The 24,407-nt window shown below is 42.5% G+C and carries 25 protein-coding genes; 22 read left to right on the plus strand and 3 right to left on the minus strand.

Annotation, left to right across the window (positions count from 1 at the left end):
* Positions 1 to 50 precede the first annotated feature (50 nt).
* From MKY20_RS14865 to MKY20_RS14895, 7 genes are all read left to right on the plus strand, one after another.
* Positions 51 to 1,235 (plus strand): metal-dependent hydrolase family protein, encoded by a 1,185-nt coding sequence (locus MKY20_RS14865; protein ID WP_341001754.1) that lies wholly within the window; start codon positions 51 to 53, stop codon positions 1,233 to 1,235.
* A gap of 151 nt (positions 1,236 to 1,386) precedes the next feature.
* Complete coding sequence (locus MKY20_RS14870; protein ID WP_232292501.1) at positions 1,387 to 2,802, plus strand: sodium:solute symporter family protein; 1,416 nt, start codon at positions 1,387 to 1,389, stop codon at positions 2,800 to 2,802.
* A 26-nt stretch (positions 2,803 to 2,828) separates the two neighbouring features.
* Positions 2,829 to 3,959 carry a M24 family metallopeptidase gene (locus MKY20_RS14875; RefSeq protein ID WP_341001757.1) on the plus strand — a complete coding sequence of 377 codons (1,131 nt, stop codon included), beginning with the start codon at positions 2,829 to 2,831 and terminating at the stop codon, positions 3,957 to 3,959.
* Between the two features lie 70 nt (positions 3,960 to 4,029).
* Positions 4,030 to 5,235, plus strand: coding sequence for a metal-dependent hydrolase family protein (locus tag MKY20_RS14880; RefSeq protein ID WP_217031846.1), 1,206 nt, complete (start codon positions 4,030 to 4,032; stop codon positions 5,233 to 5,235).
* Between the two features lie 144 nt (positions 5,236 to 5,379).
* Complete coding sequence (locus tag MKY20_RS14885; protein WP_009333910.1) at positions 5,380 to 5,742, plus strand: Na-translocating system protein MpsC family protein; 363 nt, start codon at positions 5,380 to 5,382, stop codon at positions 5,740 to 5,742.
* Between the two features lie 132 nt (positions 5,743 to 5,874).
* Positions 5,875 to 6,897 (plus strand): Nif3-like dinuclear metal center hexameric protein, encoded by a 1,023-nt coding sequence (locus tag MKY20_RS14890; RefSeq protein ID WP_256815147.1) that lies wholly within the window; start codon positions 5,875 to 5,877, stop codon positions 6,895 to 6,897.
* A 17-nt stretch (positions 6,898 to 6,914) separates the two neighbouring features.
* The gene (locus tag MKY20_RS14895) at positions 6,915 to 8,036 is read left to right on the plus strand and encodes a hypothetical protein (RefSeq protein WP_341001766.1); all 1,122 of its coding nucleotides are present in this window, start codon (positions 6,915 to 6,917) and stop codon (positions 8,034 to 8,036) included.
* Positions 8,037 to 8,084: 48 nt separating this feature from the next.
* On the opposite strand, the gene MKY20_RS14900 is transcribed toward MKY20_RS14895, so the two are convergent.
* Positions 8,085 to 8,549 carry a hypothetical protein gene (locus tag MKY20_RS14900; RefSeq protein ID WP_341001768.1) on the minus strand — a complete coding sequence of 155 codons (465 nt, stop codon included), beginning with the start codon at positions 8,547 to 8,549 and terminating at the stop codon, positions 8,085 to 8,087.
* A 214-nt stretch (positions 8,550 to 8,763) separates the two neighbouring features.
* Here MKY20_RS14900 and MKY20_RS14905 point away from each other — a divergent pair, with 214 nt between their 5' ends.
* Entirely contained in the window at positions 8,764 to 9,402 is a 639-nt protein-coding gene (locus tag MKY20_RS14905) for a hypothetical protein (protein ID WP_341001770.1), read from the plus strand.
* 670 nt (positions 9,403 to 10,072) lie between these two features.
* A complete protein-coding gene (locus MKY20_RS14910; RefSeq protein ID WP_284521830.1) occupies positions 10,073 to 10,639 on the plus strand; it encodes a competence protein ComK in 567 nt (188 codons plus the stop codon).
* A gap of 89 nt (positions 10,640 to 10,728) precedes the next feature.
* On the opposite strand, the gene madM is transcribed toward MKY20_RS14910, so the two are convergent.
* Together madM and madL are read right to left on the minus strand one after the other, a co-directional pair.
* Positions 10,729 to 11,493 carry a malonate transporter subunit MadM gene (gene madM, locus MKY20_RS14915; RefSeq protein WP_341001774.1) on the minus strand — a complete coding sequence of 255 codons (765 nt, stop codon included), beginning with the start codon at positions 11,491 to 11,493 and terminating at the stop codon, positions 10,729 to 10,731.
* Positions 11,474 to 11,887 carry a malonate transporter subunit MadL gene (gene madL / locus MKY20_RS14920; RefSeq protein WP_341001776.1) on the minus strand — a complete coding sequence of 138 codons (414 nt, stop codon included), beginning with the start codon at positions 11,885 to 11,887 and terminating at the stop codon, positions 11,474 to 11,476. The genes madM and madL overlap by 20 nt, the downstream gene beginning before the upstream one ends.
* 287 nt (positions 11,888 to 12,174) lie before the next feature.
* Between madL and MKY20_RS14925 the strand changes: the two genes are divergently transcribed.
* From MKY20_RS14925 to MKY20_RS14985, 13 genes are all read left to right on the plus strand, one after another.
* Complete coding sequence (locus MKY20_RS14925; protein WP_341001778.1) at positions 12,175 to 12,840, plus strand: GntR family transcriptional regulator; 666 nt, start codon at positions 12,175 to 12,177, stop codon at positions 12,838 to 12,840.
* On the plus strand, positions 12,837 to 13,763 hold the full coding sequence (gene mdcH / locus MKY20_RS14930; RefSeq protein ID WP_256815154.1) for a malonate decarboxylase subunit epsilon: 927 nt from the start codon (positions 12,837 to 12,839) through the stop codon (positions 13,761 to 13,763). Before MKY20_RS14925 ends, mdcH begins: the two co-directional genes overlap by 4 nt.
* Positions 13,764 to 13,792: 29 nt before the next feature.
* Positions 13,793 to 15,439, plus strand: coding sequence for a malonate decarboxylase subunit alpha (gene mdcA / locus MKY20_RS14935; protein WP_252245055.1), 1,647 nt, complete (start codon positions 13,793 to 13,795; stop codon positions 15,437 to 15,439).
* Positions 15,440 to 15,457: 18 nt separating this feature from the next.
* Positions 15,458 to 16,327 carry a triphosphoribosyl-dephospho-CoA synthase gene (locus MKY20_RS14940; RefSeq protein WP_341001783.1) on the plus strand — a complete coding sequence of 290 codons (870 nt, stop codon included), beginning with the start codon at positions 15,458 to 15,460 and terminating at the stop codon, positions 16,325 to 16,327.
* An 18-nt stretch (positions 16,328 to 16,345) separates the two neighbouring features.
* Entirely contained in the window at positions 16,346 to 16,657 is a 312-nt protein-coding gene (locus MKY20_RS14945) for a malonate decarboxylase subunit delta (protein ID WP_009333922.1), read from the plus strand.
* A complete protein-coding gene (mdcD, locus tag MKY20_RS14950; RefSeq protein WP_009333923.1) occupies positions 16,635 to 18,326 on the plus strand; it encodes a biotin-independent malonate decarboxylase subunit beta in 1,692 nt (563 codons plus the stop codon). Before MKY20_RS14945 ends, mdcD begins: the two co-directional genes overlap by 23 nt.
* On the plus strand, positions 18,320 to 18,937 hold the full coding sequence (locus tag MKY20_RS14955; RefSeq protein WP_341001788.1) for a malonate decarboxylase holo-ACP synthase: 618 nt from the start codon (positions 18,320 to 18,322) through the stop codon (positions 18,935 to 18,937). The genes mdcD and MKY20_RS14955 overlap by 7 nt, the downstream gene beginning before the upstream one ends.
* A gap of 171 nt (positions 18,938 to 19,108) precedes the next feature.
* On the plus strand, positions 19,109 to 19,759 hold the full coding sequence (locus MKY20_RS14960; protein ID WP_009333925.1) for a hypothetical protein: 651 nt from the start codon (positions 19,109 to 19,111) through the stop codon (positions 19,757 to 19,759).
* 239 nt (positions 19,760 to 19,998) lie between these two features.
* Entirely contained in the window at positions 19,999 to 20,739 is a 741-nt protein-coding gene (locus MKY20_RS14965) for a hypothetical protein (protein ID WP_284521836.1), read from the plus strand.
* Between the two features lie 258 nt (positions 20,740 to 20,997).
* Positions 20,998 to 21,915, plus strand: a complete 918-nt coding sequence (cyoE, locus tag MKY20_RS14970; RefSeq protein ID WP_009333927.1) for a heme o synthase — start codon at positions 20,998 to 21,000, stop codon at positions 21,913 to 21,915.
* 314 nt (positions 21,916 to 22,229) lie between these two features.
* Positions 22,230 to 22,706 (plus strand): hypothetical protein, encoded by a 477-nt coding sequence (locus MKY20_RS14975; protein ID WP_341001792.1) that lies wholly within the window; start codon positions 22,230 to 22,232, stop codon positions 22,704 to 22,706.
* Between the two features lie 314 nt (positions 22,707 to 23,020).
* Positions 23,021 to 23,524 (plus strand): DUF2243 domain-containing protein, encoded by a 504-nt coding sequence (locus tag MKY20_RS14980; protein WP_252245052.1) that lies wholly within the window; start codon positions 23,021 to 23,023, stop codon positions 23,522 to 23,524.
* Entirely contained in the window at positions 23,514 to 24,338 is an 825-nt protein-coding gene (locus MKY20_RS14985; protein WP_341001795.1) for a cytochrome c oxidase assembly protein, read from the plus strand. Before MKY20_RS14980 ends, MKY20_RS14985 begins: the two co-directional genes overlap by 11 nt.
* Positions 24,339 to 24,407: the final 69 nt, after the last annotated feature.

The following is a 24,407-nucleotide window of genomic DNA, read 5'->3' on the forward strand; positions in this document are numbered from 1 at the left end:
TCTTTCTATTGTTATGATTTTGAATAATCAAACAATAGGAGGGCTTTACAATGCCGGCAAACACCAAATGGATCTTAATAAATGGCAGCATTATTGATGGACTAAATGATGAGGTGGTGGAGAATTCATACATTAAGGTTGAAAATGGGAAAATTACAGAGGTGCAGCGAGGGGAGCCAGGTGAAACAGAAGGGTTTGAAGTCATTGATTGTACCGGAAAACATATACTTCCCGGCCTGATTGACTGTCATGTACATCTCGTTTGGAATGGCAGTGCAGACCCGCAATCTGTCATAAAAAACGAAGAAAATGACAGGATTGCTTTGGAAGCCTACAAGCATGCATTAGATACACTGAAATTAGGAGTCACTACGGTAAGAGATTTGGGTGCACCGGATCGCACTGTATTACATGTAAGAAATGTCATTGATTCCGGCTTGCTTGCAGGACCTACCATTATTGCTTCTGGAGCACCTATTTGTATGACAGGCGGACATGTTTATTATTTAGGCTATGAATCGGACGGGCCGGACGAAGTCCGCAAGAATACTAGAAGGGTGCTTAAAGAAGGGGCGGACCTGGTGAAGGTGATGGCAACGGGCGGTATTTATACCAAAGGGGAAGAACCTGGTTCCGTCCAATTAACAATTGAAGAACTGAGTGCTGCAAAAGAAGAGGCACTTAAGAAAAATAAGAAGGTCTCCGCCCATGCAGATGGAATTGAAGGAATCATGAATTGTTTAGAGGTCGGGATTGACACAATTGAACATGGAATTTACGCAGATCGTCAGGCTCTTGAAATCATGAAAAATCAGGGAACCTTTTTAGTGCCGACAATGGCTGTCATGAGACAGCTTATTAGCAGCCCGGACATTCCGGCATATGCTCTTGAGAAAGCGAAGCAGGTAGTGGGACCGCATTTCTCTATGCTGCAGGAGGCTGTTCAAATCGGAGTGAAGATTGCGACAGGTACTGACTGTGGCTCTCCATTAACCCCGCCCCGCTATTATTATGATGAATTAGCGATTATGCATGAAGCGGGAATGTCGGAAATGGAAGTCATCAAAGCATCTACGATTGTTGCCGCTGAATGCCTTGGGATTGAAGATCAGCGCGGCAGTATTTCTCCAGGAAAATTTGCCGATCTGCTGATTGTAGACAGCAATCCTTTAAATGATTTAAATAGTTTGCGGGGAGACAAGCTGGTTATGAAAAATGGTGTTTTGGTCAGCTGAAGTCTTCACGATGCTGAAACGGAAACTGCAACGGGGCTCTGCAAGTGCGGGGTCTCCCTTGGATACCATTAAATAGGAAACATGGTTCTCTGTTCCAGGATAAAATCTGTTTTAAGCTTCCACACAGCCTTATATAAAAATAGTAAAAGGAGTGAGCTTATTGAACACTTATTTAGTTGCAGTCATTCTTTATCTGATCCTGATGGCGCTGATTGGTGTGTATTTCGCAAAAAAATCGGTGAAAAACAGTGATGATTTCATGGTTGCAGGACGAAGCCTGCCTCTATTCGTTGTCATGGGTACTCTTCTTGCAACGTTTGTCGGCTCTGGAACTGTCGTCGGCGGAGCAAGCTTTATTTACCAATACGGACCGTTTGCCGCTATTTTTAATCTGTCAGGCGGAATTGTTGGAGCGATCATTCTGTATTTTATAGCTTCTAAAATCCGCCAGATTGAAATCTATACAGTACCGGATCTTTTGGAACGGCGCTTTGGAAAAACAGCACTTTATATATCATCCGTTATTATCATCTTTGCCTTTGTCGGAATAACAGCTTATCAGTTTACAGGCGGAGCCTATGTGCTGCAGTTAACTACCGGCATTCCATTGGAAGTTGGAGCCATTATTATGTGTGCACTGGTTATCTTTTTAACCGTAAGCGGCGGTCTATTTTCAGTTGCGTATACGGATGCACTTAGTGCCATTCTCATTATCATTGGCTTTCTTTTCGGGGTTCCCTTTGCATTGAATGCTGTTGGGGGATTTGAAGGATTATCTCTATCTTTGCCTGAAATGAATAAGACCTGGAATGGCGGTTTATCATTTCCTCAGCTTCTCGGCTTCTTCCTGCCATTGTTTTTACTCGTTTTGGGTGATCAAAACATGTACCAGCGATTTTCCGCTGCAAAAGATCCGAATGTAGCCAGAAAATCCACGATCGGTTTTTTTGTTGGCAGTGTGTTTGTCATTAGTTTAACCATCATCTTAGCAACTACCTCCATTGTGCTTTTTCCGGACATAAAACCCGATACAGCCATTTTATCCCTTGCGATCGATGGTGTACCCCTTGTAATCGGACTGCTTATTCTTTGTTCAGCCGTTGCTTTTATTATCACAACAGCTACTTCTTACCTGTTATCAGCATCAGGAAATATCGTAAGTGACTTAATACAGCGTTCAAGCAAAAGGAAGCTATCAGAAAGTAAACTTCTATGGTACAACCGTGTCATTGTCGTGATTTTAGGGGTCCTTGCTTATGTATTAGGGCAATTTTTCCCAAGTGTCCTGGCCATCCAAATGTATTCCTATACGATGTATGGCGCATCTCTTACTCCCGCCATCCTTGCAACCGTATTATGGAAGAATGCGACAAAAGCAGGCGTCATCAGCTCCATGATTGTGGGTGGTTCTGCAACTATGATCTGGGAAATCGGTCTTGACCGGCCTTTAGATTGGAATAGTGTGCTGTTTGCCTTGCCATTGTCCGTTTTAACACTCATTATTGTCAGCCTGGCAACCAGAAATAAAAATGTATCAGCAGACCTTACGACAGATCATACAAGCTAAAAGTATTTTAAAAGGAGTTGGAAAGCGTGAATTCAACGAAACGAATCAATCGATTAAAAGAGTATATGAAAGAACAAGCCATTTCTGCTGTATTTGTCTTTAATCCTGACCATCAATTTTATTTAACGAATTTTAAAGCTTTAATTTATTCACGGCCCATCATCTTTCATTTACAGGAAAAGACAGCCATGATTGTTCCTGGCCTTGAAGAAACCCATGCAATGGAACATTCACATGCAGATGATGTGCTGGTCTATTATGAGCATCCTGATGCTGGCAGGGATGAGACATCGCATATGGAGCATATAAGTGCATTGGTAAAACAGAGTCCTGACTCATCAAAAATTGGTGTGGATATAGCGTTTATTCCGGGTGAGGTTCTTCTCTATCTTCAGAAATCAGGCTATCAGGTAGTTGATGTCGGGCAATTCATTTATCAAATGCGATTTATCAAGGATGAAGAAGAAATTCACATGCTGGAGCAGGCCGGACAATTAGTGAACCTGGCAGTAAGCAAGTCATTAGCGCAAATTCAAGCGGGAACTACAGAAATGGAAATAGATGCAGCGGGAAATTCGGCCCTGTTTGAAGCAACTGCGGCCCAATATCCTGATTCAGTTATTGATGTTGTGGTTATGTCGCCTTCAGGATTAAAACGAAGCATCATGCCGCACGTCTTTTCCAACACAAGAAAAATTGAAGCGGGAGATGTCATTATTCACAGCAGACAGGTTGGGCTAAATGGATATCGTGCTGAATTAGAGAGAACCGTGATTGTCGGGAAGCCAACATCCCAACAGGAAAAGGCTTTTCAAGCTGCTATAGAAGCGCAGCAGCGTGCGATTGATTTTATTAAGCCAGGTGTAAAGTTTTCAGAGGTAGATGGTATTGCCCGTGAAGTGTTTGAAAAAGCGGGACTGGAAAAATATGCGATTCACCGTACCGGACATGGAATAGGTGTATCAGCTCATGAGCAGCCATTTTTGCGTTATGACCATCATGATGTGGTAGAGGAAGGAATGGCATTCTCGATTGAACCCGGGATTTATATACCTGGGGTTGGCGGTTTTAGACACTCTGATACTGTTCTTATTACATCTGATGGATGCCGATTAATTACAGAATATCCGTGTGATATGGAGTCGCTGCTTTTCTAAATCATATATCAAACGAGAAAGGGAGAAGTATTGTACTTCTTCCTTTTAAAAGTGATAGGAGGAACATGTGATGGAGTTTGTAATTTCGAATGTGCAGCTATTATTTGGTGAAGAATTGGAATGTAAGAAGGGTTTAGCTCTTTTGATAAAGGATGGGTTGATAAAAGATATTATCCCTGAATCCCAACTGCCGGCCACCGTGAAAGTCATCGATGGAAATGGAGGGTTTCTAGCTCCAGGTTTGATAGATTTACATATTCATATGATGTGGGACGGTTCATTGAATCCGGTTCAAACTTCCGAAACAGAAGGCTATGAGCAGATGCTGATAAGGGCTGTTGCCAATTGTCAAACCTATCTCCATCACGGAATAACAACTGTCAGGGACATTGGCTCCATTGATGATATTGCTCTGCATGTGGCAAAAGGGATCAAAAGGGGGCTCATTTCAGGTCCTGATGTCATAGCCAGCGGAAAAACATTAACCATGACAGGCGGGCATGATCCGTTCTGGGCGAGATTTGTCGATGGGAAGGAAGAGGCGCTAAAAGGTGTGCGAGAACAAATTTTTAAAGGTGCTGAAGTGATTAAAGTAAGTTCTACTGGCGGGGTCTACGGAAGAATAGAAGGGGAACAGGTCGGCAATGCGGAACTTAGCCTGGAAGAGCAGGAAGTCATCTGTAATGAGGCGCATCGTTTTGGTCTCAAAGTTGCGTCCCATGCGATTGGCCGTGATGGAATACATAATTCGATACTTGCGGGAGTCGATACGATTGAGCATGGCCATTTTCTGGATGATGAACTAGTTGCCTTAATGGAAGAACGGAATACCGCCTGGATTCCAACATTGTTCGTTTATAAGCAAATTGCTACTCAGGAAGGGATCCCTTCTTATGCAAGAGACAAAGCAGAGGAAATCGTCAGCATTCATCGGAATGCATTTGAATCCTACTTTAACCGGAATATCGTAATTGGGGCGGGTTCAGATGCGGGTTCACCATGTACATCTCACCGGGCGCTGCTGGATGAATTGTATACCATGAATGAAATGATTCCTGATGCGAAAGAGGTGCTAAAAACAGCAACAGTAAATGCCGGAAAAATTTTAGGACATGACGTTGGGCAAATTAAAGAGGGCTACAGGGCAAATCTGATTTTACTTAAAGAAAATCCGCTTGAGTGCCTGAGTAATTTAGAAAGTATAAAGATGGTTGTAATCAGGGGAAAAGTTCTCATGAAGTATACAAATAATAACCTGGAAATGATAGCGGAATGAGTAGTTTCTGAAGGAAGAGTTTTAATGATGCAAATTTTATCTAGTAAATTATATTTTTAATATAAACACTTTACAGATAGTTTTAACTATGATAAATTCTATTTATCGAATGATTCTGAAATTTCAAAAAGATGGTGTGAGTAAATGAGTTGGACTGCTGGCCCATTTAAACAGGAACTTATCAAGGACTATAACAATATTAACCTTCTTTTGTTTAACATTGGTGTCAAAAGTCAAAGAATCGACTTTTTGGGGGATAAGATATTAATTTTCGCCTATCATAAGAGAATTCCTTCTCTTAAACATTTGGACGAGATTAATCGCTTTGTAACCCGAATGACTGACATTGCCATCATTGATAGTTATAAGGAACACTTAAGGAATGTCCTGGAAGAAAAATATGGAATGAAGGTACTTTCTATTTTAAAAGACTATGATCCCGTTACTGAACTTTCAGGTACTATCATTACCCTTGATCGGGATACAAGTGCCTATATTTCCAGGTAACTATATAAAGATGACTGGTCCATTGAACTCTTAAGAGTGCATAAAAACCGTCAGTACAATCTTTCAGACTAGCGTCTGTTTGATTTGTGCTGACGGTTTTTTTTATAAAAAAATAGAGGAGGCAGCAACATTATGAAAACAGTAGAAGATGTATTGATTGCGCTGGATGACCTTACAGGAGGAAGAGTGATTAAATCACTAAATGATATAACGAGAGGGGAGCATCCCTTTGTCCTCATGAAGTCTTCCAACATTCCCGGAAAAGAGATTATCGAAACGCCTGGTCTTGTCTATGGTGACATGAAAAAAGAAGTAAAAAAAATAGCCGTTGCTATGACAATGACAGAAGGAAGTATCGAACTTGCCGGAGCTACTGGTGTCGATGCCATTGTTGCTCATCATCCGATAGCTGAAGCGGCTAATTCAGGTGGTGTTATTTTGAAAAACTATCTGGATTTATATAACGTAGCTGCATTTGAATTGCATGAAGCTTTCCACGGTTTACATCCTGGCATCCCATTTTTGCACGGCCATCAGGTATACCGGACAGAGGTTTCTTATGGAGGAGTACACGGAAATATTTTATATGTGGGAAAAGTAATCCCAGAGGTGAACACTCTCGGAGATATTTTAACCCGGTTAGATAAATATATGGGTCTGCAGGACGAAGATGATCTATTACATACTGAAAAGGAGCTTCGCACTGCTTCATCTCTGATTGAAACAAGTACAGTGACGCGCGGGAGAATTGTTGTTGGAGAAGAAACCAGCCCTGTGAACAATATTGTGCACATTTTCCCGCATACGGGATTTTCCCCTGATCATTTGCGGCAAGTCATCAAAGAACACCCGGAAGCTGACACTGTTCTCGCTTCCATTAGCCGGGTTTATGATGGACATCCCCTGATTGAAACGGCTAAGGAGTTAGGAGTTAATTTTATTATTGGGAACTGTCATGTGTTAGAAATACTCGAAAATGGTTTACCTTTAGCTTATGCCTTAGACAGACTGCTGCCTGGTGTTGAAGTCGTTGTTTTCCGGGAACGTGTGACAAGCATGTCCATAAATGAAATGGGATCACCTCATTTAAAGAAATATGCAGAAGAAATGGCTGCTGGTTATCTATTGAAAAAAACGGCTGTCCATACACTATAGAAAAGGAGTGCAGGTAGATGAGCGAGGTTAAATCCTTAGTACAAAAAAATATAGAAATAGAAGAGACTGGTACCCCGATACCATTAACCAGAAAATGGACACAAATCGAAGTAGTAGGTCTTGGTTTAGTAATAGCCTCACTGTTGGTATTGTTAATCTCTCCAGGAACATTAGCCGGGTTATTTACTTCCATTGTCGATCAGGTTTTCCCGGTTATCGTAGAGATATTTTTAACCGGCACGGTAGGAGTTTCCATTATTGTTAGTGTCATTTTAGGCCGGGTACTGGAAAGGCTGGGATTTACGGACGCGTTAATTCGGATATTTATCCCTGTTACAAAGCTGATGAAAGTAAATTCAGCTGTTATTATTCCGAGTATTTATAATATTCTTGGTGATATAAATGCTGCCGGAAAAATTGCCGGACCGATTTTGATCCGTTCGGGAGCAACAAAAGCAGAGCAGAAAATAGCGGTAGCAACCATGGTTCAATCTCAGCAATCCTTTGCTACATTTATGTTAGGCATGGTTGCATTAACGGCTGTAGGGGCCAATGCCTTTGTAGTCGTTGTGTTAGCTGTTTTCATGCCTGTCATTGTTGTCCCGTTTCTGCTATCTAAAACCATTTATCGGGATACAAGAGCTGTCCAAATTGCAAAGCTGCCTCAATTCACACCCAATACTGGATTTCTTCCAACATTATTTAATGCAGCCAGGGAGGGAGCAGAGCTTTTATTCCTTCTCATTATTCCGGCTGCCGCTGTGGTGTTTGCTGCTATTGGCGTTTTGGACTATATCGGAATTTGGTCAAAATTTGAGTCCGGCTTATCAGCAGTATTGTTAGCTCTAAATATTCACCCGGAGACTGGTATTCTTTCAATTTTGGCTAGTCCGGCGCTTGCAATGGCCCAGTTATCAGAAGTTGCGGGCTCTTTGGACCCGCGCTTGGTGATTGGATCTTTCGTGCTGGCGTCATCGGGATTACCCCTGTCAACAATCTTTGGTCAAATCCCGGTTATTTGGGCAGCTAATTCTGACCTCAGTGAAAAAGAAGCATTGGGAGCAGCTGTATTAGGAATCGTTATGCGTATATTGACAGCCTTTTTAATTGTTTATTACTTAACACCGATATTGGTTTAATGCTCGGAGTGAAGGTGAAAAAATGGCTTTAAGGATTGAATATAAGGTCTAAATTTTACCCAGTAAAAAAGATAGATCGATAAAATATTGATCTGGAGGGTTCCTTTCAATTGATTGGGGATCCAGGTGGAGCTCTGTTTTGCTTAAAAGATTGTTTTCCTCGCTCCATAAGAAAAGAACGGCCGTTTGATGAAAGGGTTCCATAATCCCTTTCTTCTGCGCAAGTAGTTCAATTTTAAGATCATCCAGGAGAAAGTCAGGCCGGCAAATAAGCTTACAAGGTGCTGTTTGTAAAGGTTCATAGTGATTGATTGTATTTTCAGATAGATGGTGTATCCTCCCTGTAGCTGCAATTCTTTTATCAGGGAGAATCAGTCCAGTTTCATGAAAGATGTCTCTTCCGATGGATGAAGGAATTTTTTTTTTGTTCCATAGGACGGACATTGAAAAAGTGTGGCCTGGCAAAACGGTCCATGCTCTTTTGGCTATAAGTTCAAATCCGATAAAGGACATGGCTCTCCCTCTTTTCTGCTGCTCGTTACTGATGTTTATGCGCTAAAAAGCAAAAATATCTGCTATGATTCCATCAGTGTAAAACTTACTATTTATGAACATAGCTATTATTCAAGAACCATTCCGATTTTTTGATACCCCTCCCTGATAAGATATGAATATACCAACTAACTGGTATTCAACAAGAGAATTTTAATAACAGGGGGAAAAAATTATGAGAAGCAAGCACTTTTTAGGCCTGGTGATATTGGCAGCCTTTTTGTTCATCACAGGATGCAGCAGTGAGGAAACAAAGGATACAGGAACGGAGGAAACGCCAAAAGAAGCTGATAAGAAGAGTGAAGATGAAAACGAGTCTGTCAAAGTGGATAAAGGTCTGTTAAATGTAGAGGTAACGCTGCCAGCTTCCATGTTCGAAGGTGAAGATATGGATAGCTCCATTGCAGAGGCCGAAAAGGAAGGCATTAAAGTCACCAGGAATGATGACGGTTCAGCGACTTATAAAATGTCTAAGAGTAAGCATAAGGAAATGATGAAGGAGATGGAAACTGAGCTGCAAAAAACCATTGCGGATACGAAGAATGGTGAAGATTATCCGTCTGTAAAAGCCGTTTCGCACAACAAGGACTATTCAGAGTTTACTTTAGAAGTAGAAAGAGAAGCTTATGAAAACAGCTTTGATGGATTTGCCGTGTTTGGACTTGGACTATCCGGAATGTTTTATCAGCTATTCAACGGGGTGAATCCTGAGGAATACGAAGTAAAGATCTTGGTTAAGGATGCGGCGACAGGCGAGGTATTTGATGAGATCATTTATCCGGATGCAATGGAAGAGACAGGGGAAGAATCTTAAAAAGCAAATGAAAAATGCGTGCCTTGTTAAGATAGGGCACGTGTTTTTTTTAGAATTTATAAATCATTGAGCCGGACCAGATGGAATCTCTGTTCATTCTCAACTTGTTTTACGGAAGAAGTTCACAAAATATTCGAAATTAGAAAATAAATTTCTTTTCTTCATCCAAGACTTTTCTGGCAATGGCTAAAAAATGAAAGGATAGGTGTTATTTGTGACATGCATCACAAATAACAGTCATATTTTGAATCCAGATAATTTAAGTGCACATTATATTTTTTCTTTCACAGTTTGTCAATAGTATAGAAACAGCCTAAATAAATAAAATTAAGAAAAAGTAGTGATAATGACATAGTTTATCAAAAAAAAATAATTTACAATAATCAGACAAAATGCCTATAATAGACCTCGGGAAGAGGGGTATTACAAATTTTCGTTCATCAGCAAGAAACTAAGGGTCCTGTATCAATCTGGTGAAAAGGTATTGATCACTCAGCTGAAGTCTCAAAGGAGGTGAGTAATTTGTAAGCAAAATAAAAACCCTCAGGCAGGTCCTGGCAGACGAAAGCCTGAGAGTCTCAGTGAGATGGAGTATACCAGCTCATAAGTTAGTATACTCCTTAAATTTCATTTTTTAAATAGTTAAATTAAAAGGAGGCTTTTACTAACGATGGAAGCAACGCAAATAAGGAGATATATTATTGTTCCTGAAACGAAATCGATTAGAGCTCAGTTTAATGATAATGGGGAATGCCACAGTCTTATTTTGGAAGGTGACTATACGTTTAAGGTAGATATGAAACCCGTCGAGATTATTGATGAAAGCCTCAAGTATTATGGCTTTGACTTGAATGGGGCCATCAGCGGTTCGAGAGCCATTCTTGGCCCATGCAAGGCAGTGCCTGTACGAATTCCAGGAGAGATTAACATGTATTGGTTTCCTCATACTTCGCCGGGGCAGGAGGAGTGTGTGTGGTTTGCTCTTCATCATGTAGAAGCCATCTTGCCTGAAAATCATGATCTATCAAACGTTTATGTGAGCGGCGGACATTGCTTTAAGCTGAATGCTGCTGAAAAAGATCTTACATACAAATATGATCGGACAGAGAAGCTGGAATCAAGAATATCCAAACGCACGGTCAACACCTTCAGCTTTATTATGGAAAGAACAACGAGTACCTACACCGTTGAAAAAGGGAAGAGGAATTACTTTATCACAAGGAAAAAGGATAAGTAGAAGCTGGAGCCTGTTCCGATAAACTGGGGGCAGGCGCCCATTACAGCAGAAAAAAGCGGCATAATGCCGCTTTTACTGATTTAATGTATTTAACCGAACACAGCTTTTGTCATTAAAAATAACACAGATGGTGCCATCAGACAGCCCAGTCCCGTGTAAAAGGTTGCCGTAACCGCTCCATATGGCACCAGCTTTGGATCGGTAGCAGCCAATCCGCCGGCAACTCCGCTTGTCGTTCCCATAAGCCCTCCGTAAACCATTGCCGTGCGGGGGTTATTAAGGCCAATATACTTTGCGACAAAAGGTGTTCCGATCATCGTAAGAATGGATTTTACTAAACCCGCTGCGATACTGAGAGTAATGACTTCAGAGCTGGCTCCAATCGCCGTTCCTGTTACAGGCCCAACTATGTATGTTGCAGTGCCGGCACCAATTGTTGTAAGGCTGACCGCGTCTGTATATCCAAATGCCAGGGCAATTCCAACTCCGATTATAAAGGAGAGGACAACACCCAAAAAGAGGGAAACAACGCCATTTACACCGGCTTTTTTGATTTCACTGAAATTGGCGCCAAAGGCAGTGGCCACAATGGCAAAGTCACGGAGCATGCCTCCGCCCATCAATCCGATTCCAGCGAAAATGCCGATGTCAGAAAGGCCTTTTTCACCGCCGGTTACCATTCCGCCAATATAGGCGAGCACCAATCCAAGAGCTATGGCTATGGCTGAACCGTGTATTCTGCCTTTTGTCAGTTTATCAGAGAGGAAATAAGAGACGAACATTGTTAATCCTACCACAGTGAAAGCAACGATAAGGCCATTGTCCGTGAGTGCATTACCAAATATTTCTAACACGCTGATCCCCTCCCGTCATTTCATTTTCCAGCGTTTCGTCTGTATTGCCGCCCTTGCTTAGAATAGGTACGATCGCCCAGCTGATCAGAACTGCAGCAACTCCCGCGGTTAGGGCAAGAGGTCCTCCGTCCAGAGCTGCAATCACATTTTGCTGAGCTGACATGGCAATAACGATGGGAATATACATGGCGCTCCAGAACGACAACCCTTCCTGTGTCGGAGCCTTTAATTTATCTTTCTTCTTTAAGTATTCAGCCAGAAGGATTAACATCAGCATGGCAATGCCTACACCGCCGACATTTGCGTCTATTCCCAGAATGTTTCCAAGAAGATCTCCCAAAAATACACCAGATAATAAACAGATAGATAATAAAGCAACCCCGTAAATAACCATCTCATCTCTCCTTTAATATTTTTGCACTGAGCTAAGGAACAGAGAAGCATAGAATCTATTAATCTGACTGAACTTAGGGGCCGGTAATCAAAGATCGCAGAAAAGTAAGCGTTTGCATTTTTATAATCTACAGTCGACTGTATTCCTAGAACCCATCATAAAACGAATGAAAAGACGAAGTCAATTAATTTTTAAAATTTTCTCAAAATATTGAATTATTGAAAATGTAACGTTATAATTAAAATCGACAGTCGACCAAACATTTTTACACTAAAGGAGACAATGTCATGAAAGCGGATAAATTTAATCAAAATGCATTATCAAATCATATAGCGGAGCATATCACCGAACAAATCATAAAGGGAGAACTGGTTCCTGGGGATAAATTGATAGAGCATATTTATGCCGAAGAGTATGGAACAAGCCGTGCACCAGTAAGAGAGGCCATATACTTGCTTTCGATTGAAGGGCTTGTGGAAAGGATACCCCGTAAAGGAGCCATCGTTAAGGATTACACGGAAAACGAAATTTATGATTTGCTGGAAATTCGTATCATGCTGGAATCAATGGCTATGGATAGAATCCGCAGAAACGGAATCGATCAGCATGAGCTGAAAAAAATGAAAGCGCTTCTAGACAAGATGAACGATGTTACGGATGTTCATCAGTACACGCAGCTGAACCACTCTTTTCATACGGCACTTATAGAAATGAGCAAAAGTGAAACGATCAAGACCATGTATTCCCGGCTTGGATGGCCATTGCTGAGAATACAGAGTCTTTCATTTGCCAGCCAGGGAAATATTGAAAAGTCAGTGCGTGAACATGATCTATTAATTGGCCTTTTAAAAGATGGAAAATTAGACGAGGCAGCAGAATTGCTCACAAGGCATAATCAGGATGTAATAGCCAGCATGAAACGAAAGATGGGCAAGCGGGAGGGAATGGAATGAAGCTTGCATTCGTATTTCCCGGCCAGGGCTCCCAAAAAAATGGTATGCTGCACAGCCTGCCGGACCACCCAGCCGCTCTTGAAGTTCTGCAGGAAGCAAGAGATGTAATAGGGGAAAATGTCTTAAATCTCGATACTGACAAAGCCCTAAAGTCCACTGTTTCAGTTCAATTGTCTTTGCTTATTGCGTCAGTGGCTGTATCAAAAGCATTTAAAGCGGAAGGGGTGAGGCCGGATTTTGCTGCAGGTCATTCAGCCGGAGCCTTTGGAGCTGCCGTTATGTGCGGGGCGATGAGTTTTACCGATGCTTTGGAGATTGTAAAGCTGAGAGGAGAGCTGATGGAGCAGGCTTTTCCATCGGGCTATGGGATGGGGGTGATTACTGGTTTTGATGCCAGGATTGTATATGAAATCACTGCTGCCATTTCTTCAGACGAGAATCCGGTATATCCCTCGAATATTAATGCAGCAGACCAGGTAACCATATCCGGCTCCATTCCGGGCATCAAGAAGGTTCTTGATCAAGCCGGCCAACGAGGCGCAAGGACGGCCGAGCTTCTGAATGTAAGTGTGCCATCCCATTGTCCTTTGCTGAAATCAGTCGGTGATTCTTTATATGACAAGCTTGCTTCTGTCCATATCCGTGCCCCTTTTATCCCATATGCCGCAAATCGGACAGCAAGGCTATTAAGGGATCCGGAGCAAATTCGAGAAGACCTCGCTTATAATGTTTCGCATCCGGTCCGCTGGTATGAAATCAGCTCTTTGCTTTGTGAGCATGGCACAAGGCTTTTGATTGAGATGTCTCCAGGGAATGTCCTGACCACATTAAATAAAAGAACTCTGCCTGGTGCCCGCTCTGTCTCCGTGGATGAAAATGGGTTAGATAATTGCCTTTTCCTGGCAAAGAGATTTTGTTCTTAAAATATTTTAATAGAGAGGGGAATTTTATCATGCAGGCTGCCAAACAGCGATCCTGGAATACACGTTTTGAAGCCAAGCAAAAACGATTAGAGAGAATGAAAGGCATCACCAGCAATCGAATTATTCCAACCAGCCAAATTGTCGAGGCTCTCGAAACACTGATTATGCCGGGCGATCGGGTGGTGCTTGAAGGGAACAATCAAAAGCAGGCATCCTTCCTTTCAGCTGCTCTTGCTCAGGCTGATCCGAAAAAATTATTCGATTTGCACATGATCATGTCCAGCATTTCCCGACCTGAACATCTCGATATATTTGAGTATGGCATTGCCAGCAAAGTGGACTTCTCATATGCCGGCCCGCAAAGTCTCAGGATGGCGCAAATGCTTGAAGATGGGAAGCTGACAATGGGAGAGATTCATACATATGTAGAGTTATATGGAAGGCTCTTCATTGATTTGATTCCTTCAGTGGCTTTAGTGGCCGCGGATAAAGCTGATTCAGAAGGCAACTTATATACTGGCCCCAATACGGAGGAAACACCGACACTTGTTGAAGCGGCAGGCTTCAGCAGCGGAATTGTCATTGCACAGGTGAATGAACTGGCTGATGAATTGCCTCGCGTAGACATTCCAGGCTCCTGGATTGATTTTGTCGTTGTTGCTGACAAGCCTTATCAGCTTGAGCCGCTATTCACACGTGACCCTCGCCATATTACAGATATTCAGATTCTGCAGGCCATGATGATCATAAGGGGAATCTATGAAAAGCACGGAGTGAAATCTCTGAATCACGGGATAGGCTATAATACTGCCGCGATTGAACTGCTTCTCCCTACCTACGGTGAATCCTTAGGCTTGAAGGGGAAAATTTGCAGGCATTGGGCTTTGAATCCTCATCCTACACTCATTCCGGCCATTGAAAGCGGATGGGTAGAGAGTATCCATTGTTTTGGCGGAGAAGTAGGCATGGAAAAATACGTCGCTGCCCGGCGTGATGTGTTTTTTACCGGTCATGATGGAAGCTTGCGCTCAAACCGGACACTTTGCCAGCTTGCAGGACAATATGCTGTTGATCTATTTGTAGGCTCGAGCCTTCAGATCGACGAGGCTGGAAATTCTTCAACTGTAACGAGAGGACGGCTTGCCGGCTTTGGGGGAGCGCCGAACATGGGACATGATCCGGGAGGAAGGCGCCATTCCTCTCAAGCGTGGCTTGACATGATGACGGACACTGACCCGCTTGCACGCGGAAGAAAATTGGTTGTTCAGGTAGTTGAAACCTTCCAAAACGGAAATAAACCTGTATTTGTTGAATCGCTGGATGCTGTAGGAGCTAAAGCAGATATAGGCCTTGAAACAGCGCCTGTCATGATTTATGGGCATGATGTGACACATATAGTCACCGAGGAGGGCATTGCCTATCTATATAAAACGGATAGCATGGAGGAGCGGAGGCAGGCCATCGCAGCCATTGCCGGTGTGACCCCACTTGGCCTGAAGCATGATGTAAAGGCGACGGAAAAATTAAGAAGAGAAGGATTAATCGCTCTTCCGGAGGATCTCGGAATTAGAAGGACCGATGCAAAACGATCCCTGCTGGCTGCCAAAAATGTTGAGGAGCTTGTGGAATGGTCAGAAGGGTTATATGAACCGCCTGCCAAATTTAGAAGCTGGTAAAGGGGCTGATTGGAAACAATGAAAGACTTAGAATCTTACAGCCTATATCTTGGAAAGCTGGCCGTACAATCACTCATTGAAGAGGCTGAGCTGACGCCAAAACCAGGACTGGTCGATAAGAAAAGCTCCGGCTCGCATAGAGATATGTCATTAAACACAATGATTCGGTCAGCTATTGCACTTAAGGATACATTCAGGGTAATCGCTGAAACAAGCTTTAACCGGACCCCTTCTCAGGAGCTGCGCGAAGAGATCGCCATGATTGGCAGGCGGGGTGAACAGGAGATGTTCCTGGCTACGGGTGGAGTAAATACCCATAAAGGAGCGATATGGGCATTAGGGCTGCTCGTTTCAAGTGCTGCAATGGACCTGGGGAAAAGCCCGGGCAAAGAGGTAGCCGTTCAGGCAGGAAGGCTAGCTCTATATAAAGATCGAAACCTGCCTGCCGGTAATACAAATGGCAGCCGGGTTAAAGCAAGGTTTGGAGTGGACGGAGCAAGGGGAGAGGCCGAGCAAGGTTTTCCCCATATCAGACAGATAGCGTTGCCAGTTCTTGAAGAATCAAGAGAAAGAGGTCTGAAGGAGAATTTTTGCAGGCTAAACGTACTTATCGCACTGATGGCAGAGCTAAATGACACATGTATTATGCATAGGGGAGGTGCAGAAGCCCTCGAAATCACAAAGGCTCATGCAAAGGAAATAGTACTGGCAGGAGGGGTTTCTGCCGACAAAGGATGGCAGCTGTTAGAACAATTGGATCAATTGTTATGCAGCATGAATGTATCACCGGGTGGAAGCGCTGATTTGCTTGCCGCTGCCATTTTCCTGGATTATCTGGATCAGAATGCGAAAAGCGAGTTTAGGAGATTAGAAGCTTTAAAAATTTAGCAGAAGGAGAGCTGCCGAATGGAGAAATTGAACTTTCGCTTTCCTGCAACTCAAATGCTTGAATCAAATGCCCATGTGGGAGTTGTAGGATCAGGCGACCTGGAGATTTTAATGGAGCCATCCGACCAGGGATATGCAGATGTAACAGTCCGTACTGGTACAACAGGCTTCAATCAAATATGGGAAAAGGTATTAGAACGGTTTTTCAGCCATCATGCTATTTCAGCAAACATTAAGATCAATGATTTTGGGGCAACTCCGGGCGTTGTATCATTAAGGCTCTCACAAGCATTGGAGGTGGGCAGAAATGCTGGATACATTAAAAAATAGCTTTGTAGAGTGCGGAGGCAGAGAGCGTGCAAGAGTGCTTATGGATGAAGGCACATTCAGGGAGCTTTTGGGACCATTTGAAGGTCTTGAATCCCCCCACCTGGAACCGCAGGGCATTGTTCCCCAAAGTGATGATGGGGTTGTGGTTGGCAAAGGAAAAATAGAGGGGAGGCCGGCAGTCGTCATCTCCATAGAAGGCAGCTTTCAGGGAGGCGGTATTGGAGAAGTTTCCGGTGCGAAGATAGCTGGTGCTTTAGAGATGGCACTTGTTGAAAATAAGGCCGGCCATACTATCTATCCTATTTTTATCTTTGATACAGGGGGTGTCAGACTCCAGGAAGCTAACTACGGACTCTTATCCATTGCCGAAATAGGCGCAGCGATCGTGGCATTAAGGGAATACGTGCCTGTTATAGGAGTCATTCCCGGGAAAATTGGCGCTTTTGGCGGGATGTCCATTAACGCAGGATTATGCAGTACGTTAATCATTACCCGTGAAGGCCGGCTTGGATTAAATGGGCCAGAGGTAATCGAGCAGGAAGCGGGGATACAGGAGTTTGATTCAACTGACCGCAAGCATATTTGGGGCACGATTGGAGGCAGACAAAGGGTGGCTTCAGGTTTTGCCGATATTGAGGCTGAGGATGACATCGCCGCTTTCAGAAAAGCCATATTGTCTGCCATCCTGCAGGGACCTGTGGAAAAGCCAAGAAGCTCACAAGTTGAAAGGTATCTTGCTTTTCTTCGCTCTATAAATACTTCTGCCGTGCTCACTCCTCAGAAAGTTCAAGATTTGTGGGCAGAAACTGACTATTATCATTCAGAAGAGGATGATAGTGATAGTAAGAATCATGTTGTGAAAATCAAAAGCAGGGGGCATAGATGGTTTAACCTTTTGTCTGCCGGCAGCCAAAACATCAGTGCAGTTCCTTCGGTTTTATGTTCCGATTCAAAAATCGGCGATGTATCAGTTCGCTTCCTGGCAGTTGTGCCGGATGAATCAAGCCGGTTCCCTCGAGCACGTTCTGGTGAATTTGGCCTGGAGCAGGGATGGATGATCGCCAAGCATGTCCGTGATGCAATCGAAGAAGATAAATATAAGGAAGAAAAACGCGCAATTGTAGCGGTTGTTGATGTTCCAAGCCAGGCTTACGGGTACCGTGAAGAGCTTTTGGGAATCCATCAGGCATGTGCTGCAGCTGCAGATGCCTATGCAACAGCAAGATTGTCCGGCCATCCGGTCATTGCTTTTATTCCGGGAAAGGCTATTTCAGGTGCATTTTTATCACATGGATTGCAGGCGAACCGATTAATTGCCTTGGATGATGAAGGGGTCAATGTCCATGTGATGTCCAAAAAATCTGCTGCAAGAATCACGCAGAGAACCATTGAAGAACTTGAAGAAGCAACCAAAAAAGTGCCGTCAATGGCTTATGATATCCGGTCATTTGAAAAATTGGGGGCGCTCCATGAATTGATTTCCGATCTAAATGCTGATGCACCAGGGGAAGCTGACCGTGATGTAATCTTTAACAGAATACAGGCAGCAATCAAGGACATCCAAAATTGTCCGCGTGATTTAAGCAGCAGGCTTTCCTCCGATTTTGCCAAAGAAGGAGGAAGATCCGCTTCCATTTTGGTCAGAAAGATGCTGGCGGACCAATGGTAATCGAGCCGCACGACTTATTGAAGATTGACGCAAAACATCTCATAAGCCATACACCAATTCCGGACTGGGCGATTCAAGCACTGAACATGGCACCCTATGTGGTTGTCCGGAGGGCACATGCTCCGAAAGGGCAGATTGCTGTAGGGATTAGGGGGAAGGCAAGGAATGAAAGATTCGGTGCCTTTATGCCAGCAGATGCGATCATTTCCCATATCAGGCCTGAAGATTTAACAGCAAGAACTCTTTGGGAAAATAAGCCATCACCTGTATTCTTATCTCTTACCATAGCAAGTGAGATATTGGCAAAACATAAACTGGTATGGGGGCCAGGGGGAAGTGCCGGGTTTGAACTGGCCACCGGGAACGTGACTGTAACAGCGGAGAGCGATCTTGATCTTATACTGCGTGCTCCAGAGCCGATCCCAATTCATACAGCAGCAGAGATAATGAATGTAATGAAGAGCTGCCCTGCAAGAGTCGATATACAGGCTGAAACGCCAGCGGGTTCGTTTTCTTTAGCGGAGTATGCAAGTGGTTCAGACACAATGATGGTGAAAACGAAATTTGGACCATTACTCTGTGAAAACCCTTGGAAAAGTAAATTGAATTAATCAATGGAACTGCTGGAAAACCCTTCTTAGTAAATTAAGAGGGGTTTTTTGAGCTTTGGCAATCTTTTTGCCGGATGGAAGTCTCAATTTTACTGTTTTAAAGGGAAGTGAGAAAAAGTGTCGAATTAATGAAAAGTAAAAATTTAACATTGTTAGGGGTCTAAACAGATTATGAAAAGAAATTTGCTGATTATTTTCGCCATTCTCATCACTCTTTTTATTGCAGACAGATTTATAAGGCCAGGAATGGAATCCGCTGGAGTGGGAAAGGTGAAGGAAGAAACCAAGATGAACGGGGAAGAGTTTAAGGTTGAAGATTACGAGAAGATTTATGTAAAGGCAATCAAGAAAGCGGAGAGTTATGAAATAAAGGACAAGGAACTTCTAAGATGGGTGGTAAAAGGAATAGCAAGCAGGGAAATGGATCATAAGCCGGAATTAACGAAAAAGGCACTGATAAAGAATGCCAGGGAAAAGATTCAATTGGAAAATGCCAGTATCGAATATGCCGAAGTAAAATATGACATAAAAGCTGCTGAACAAGAGGTGGAAGCATTGGCACTTGAACAATTAAAAGACCTTTCTTCAGACATTCCATTAGAAGGTTACCTCAAAGCTTTTGCAAAGACTTATAATTTAAGTCCAAAGGAAGTACTGCTGGAGATCGAAAAAAGTTCCCTTATGCTGATGGTTACGAACGAAAAGCTATACCCAAAATTAGTGGAAGCATATAATTCGGAGGACCGTGCTGAAGTAAGCAGGAAATATGGAAGTGAGGTAAAAAGCTTTATGGCGGGTATAGAGCCGGAGATTGATGCATAGTTTTGGATCATTGTGTCCTTAGGATTCCTCACAATTCAATTAAATTTATGAATACTATTCTTCACTGCTTCATCTAAATAATATTTTCCAAAATCAGCACCTGACCTTCTTGTACCGTACAGGACAAAAAGGGCAGGTGTTTTAGTTTTCCTGATCCACCCATTTGAAAATTTAATAGGCCTGCATAATATAATTAAGAACAAAGAGGATAACATCAAATTAAAGGGAGATAATCAAACATGAAAAACCTGACCATTTTCACAGCCTCAGCGACTAGACCTAATCTACTGGTGAATGCTGCAGATGACCGAATTGAACCGCCAGCCGGCTGGAGCATTTCGGCTGAAAATCCAGAAGACATTATTCATGGCTTCTCTCAATTAAAGATAAAGAAAGAATACAAGCTTAGAGGATATCAATATTTCAGCGGAGGAAACGGCAATGGAATTGTCTGGGCGATTCCAGCTTCAGAGGAACTTCCTCATCCTGATTTCTGTGACCGTTTGGATGAAATGTTTCTTGGTCCGCCAAAGCCTGAAATTGCCCTGGCTGATTTTATGGGGGCGATTGAGGGTGACAGATCTCCATTATCTTATCTGCAGGCAGCGATTGCATGGCATGAACTTCATGAATTTGGGGCTATGTGGCATGGCTGTTCCTGGGGACAGGATCGGCTATTGCCGTTTACGGATGATTACAAAGAAGAAATGCTTTCTGAAATAGACGATCCGGATGCAGATTCAAGCATAGAAGATTACTTGAATTTCATTCACCCATGGGATGAACTCAAAGAAATTCCCGCTATTCTGAATCCTCATTTCTTCTATCAAAAAGGAAAACCGACAGTCGTGTTCTATACGATCAACGATATTGGCTATTATAAATTAAGCAGGTATATCCATACCTTTGAAAAGGAGTCTTATATTCAAATGGTACAACGTCAAGAAATTGGAGCTGGAGACGGCGGAATTATTTTTTAGACGGCTTATCCAGTAAAGTGATACAAAGCTGTCACGATTATAAGCCCCTTTACAATGTGAATAATGGTAGAATGGACAAAGAGAACTATGCACCTGAGCAAGGTTCTCTTTTCAATTTGTCATCAGCATTTCAGCACAGTGATTTTTCAGAAATCATTAAGTGGCAACTCCTGTTATAATAAGTGTATACTGTTTATCTAATTAGTATTTTTTTAGATAGAGAAGAGAGATAATCAATAAAAGGGGAATAGATCGATCATGAAAGAGGAAGCAACCCTGAAAATGCAGGGACGGCCTTTATCAAAGATCCTCGCACTGACAGTCAAGACAGGGATTATAAAATCAAACCTGATCCCGATGTTTGCAGGATTAACATTGGCCTTATATACCTATGACTTCGGCCTTTTGGAAAAGCTGCCTGAGATTTTACTTGCCTTTATTGGCTCAAGCCTGGTAATGGGGGCAGCCGGGGCTTTTAATAATTTATATGACCGTGACATCGACTCGATTATGAAGCGGACCCAAAGCAGACCAACTGTCACAGGGGAAATCAAGCCACAACAGGTTTTATGGCTTGGTGCCCTCATGTCTGTTTTTGGAATCCTCGCTCTTGCCTTCACGACTCCTTTGGCGGGCTTCCTTGGGTTTTTGGGGCTGTTTTTTTATGTGGTTCCTTATACGATGTGGAGCAAGAGAAGAACCATTTACAATACGGAAATCGGAAGCATTTCCGGTGCGATGCCTCCGCTGATTGGCTGGGCTGCCATCCATCCGGATATCACGCATCCTGCGATCCTTGGTTTATTTATCATCACTGTCATTTGGCAAATGCCGCACTTCTATGCGATTGCTATTCGGAAGCATGATGAATATAAAGCAGCAAACGTTCCGATGCTGCCCGTTGTAAAAGGGGTCAGAAGAACGTATATCCAGACAAATATTTATTTGATCATTCTGATCGGGATCAGTTTTCTGTTAGGTTCCTTAAGCATTGGCCTTATGCTGGTTGCCCTGCTGCTGGGGATTATTTGGCTGGGCATAAGTGTTTACGGCTATAAGCGTATGGATCCGGAGAAATGGGCGAAATCCCTGTTTATCTTTTCGCTAGTTCATATGACAGTCCTGTTTTCGACGGTTATTATTTACTCGATTATGGGGATTATTTTTGATTTGTAAATGGAAACTAATAAGCCCTTCCTGAAAAATTCAGAGGGGCTTATTTTTTTTGCTTAAATCTGCTTCTAATAAGTATCTGTGCGCCAGAAACAATAGCGCTGTTGTCCTATCCCTAAGTTACACATATCCATGCTTAGCAGCACTTGCATGTTTAGAAATTCTAAGCTCCTTTACTATGATTTTTGAGCTGAAGGAAGTTCTTTTGGAAACGTCCACTTCAGAAAAAAATTCATTTATTTTTTAAAGGACTTCTTGGTAATCACGTATATTATCTTTTTAAAAAAGAACCCTAATTAAAAAGAGAGGGTACTAATATGTCATTAAGAAAGCAATGGATACTTAATATTCTAATGGTGCTGCTATCATGGTTGTCATTACCGCTTCTAGGCAGCGGCAATATAAAAAGATTTTTTCCTTCAACACTCCTGATTGGTATTTTAGAGATCCTGCATGCACGAATCGGAAAGAAGAAAAAATACTGGGCTTTTTACAATAAGCCAAAATCTAATCTTTTTGGTGAAATGCCTTTTGATATTGGTCCTTTTATTTTTACCTCAATCTGGACACTAAAGTCAGCATACGGGAACTTTAGGAAATATATTTTTATCAATGCCATAATACACGCTATCTTTGCATATCCATTTACCTTTTTTGCAAAAAAAGTAAGATACTATACGCTAGTGCGTTTTAATAATTTTCAGTTTTTTCTTTATTTCTTTTTTAAAGCATTTTTATTATATTGGTTTCAATATCTTTTTGAAGAAAAAATAATGTTTAAGCAGAGGAAGTAAAGAAATAACAATTCGAGGATGAAAAAGAAAGGGAGAAATCTTTTATCTGATTAAAAGACGCGTTTATCAAGACACGCGTATTTTTCGTTTGGCCTGATAAAGGAATTGGACTGGAACCGGATAAAGATGATTCAATGAAAAAACGTAAATAAACATGACTGCCTGATAGTTCATCTTAAAATGCGGGTATATAAAACCATACAGATGGCTCATAAAAGGTGATGAGTTCGAGTAATGTATGATCATACTGGTTAGAATGATGGGTGAACACTAGAAATAATGTATCGTCAGGACACGAATGGAGGAATAAGGTTATGGCTGCTGAACATAATCCTACAGCTAAATCAAACCATCCTGCCAGCTCAGCCCGCAATCTGTGGTCTGGTGTGCTGTTTGGCATTGGGTTTGCTGCCTTTATAGATGAGACAATTTTTCACCAGCTGCTGCGCTGGCATCATTTTTATGACAAATCTACTACGGATATTGGACTTATCTCCGACGGGCTTTTTCATGCTTTCAGCTGGTTTGCGACAATTGGAGGCTTGTTTATTTTTGCCGATCTTCGTCGGCGAAATGCATTGTGCTTCAAGCGGTGGTGGGGAGGGAAGCTGCTGGGTGCTGGCGGTTTCCAGTTATATGATGGTACGATCCAGCACAAATTAATGCGGATACATCAGATTCGCTATGTAGAGAATGTATTTATTTACGATCTTATATGGAATGCATTAGCTGCATTAATGATCATAATCGGTCTGATCCTTGTTATTCGTACAAACAGGAAACAGCAACCTGAAAAGGCTGTCCCCCATGAACAATAATCATATGCATCATACTGACGGAGCTCCTGCAGCTGATCTAATCCCTCAAATACTCACTGCATTTCCGTTTGTGCTGGCTTTAATTTTATATATTCTTGCCGTATTCGTCTCCAGCAGGAATCACAAGCCGTGGCCGGTATACCGGACTGTTTGCTGGATTTTTGGCGTATTTTTCGCTGTTACATCCGTAGCAGGCCCCCTTGCTGCCCGTGCCCATACAGATTTCTCGGCACATATGTTCAGTCATTTGTTTTTAGGCATGCTTGCACCGTTGCTCATGGCACTTGCATCGCCAATGACGCTTGTGCTGCGAACGCTAAGTGTTCCTCTAGCAAGAAGGCTTTCAAGGGTTCTGAAGAGTAGGATTTCGCGAATCTTAAATCATCCCATTATAGCATCCTTTCTTAATATAGGGGGGCTTTGGTTATTATACACGACCTCACTTTACTCGTTTATGCACGAGAGTATTCTTATTCACCTAATTGTTCATTTCCATGTATTCCTGGCAGGTTATTTATTTACAGTATCAATGATTTATTTTGATCCGATCCCTCACCGTATTCCTTTTTTGTACCGTGCACTTGTATTCGTTTCTGCTTTGGCAGGACATGGGATTCTTTCAAAATACATTTATGCTCATCCGCCTGCTGGTGTATCCGCAGGTCAGGCTGAAATTGGAGGCATGATCATGTATTATGGCGGGGACGCGATTGACATTATTCTCATATTCATCTTTTGCTGGCAATGGTCCAGAGCCAGCAGGCAAAGAGAAGATGTATCACTAAGCCCGGAAACAGAAAGTACTAGAGTGTAATCAATGAGGGTGCTTACCTAATGGGCTTCATCATTAAAGTCAATTTACTCCGGTTTTCATATATGAAAG

The sequence above is a fragment of the Cytobacillus sp. FSL W8-0315 genome, assembly GCF_038002905.1.
GTDB classification, from domain to species: Bacteria; Bacillota; Bacilli; order Bacillales; family Cytobacillaceae; genus Cytobacillus; species Cytobacillus pseudoceanisediminis.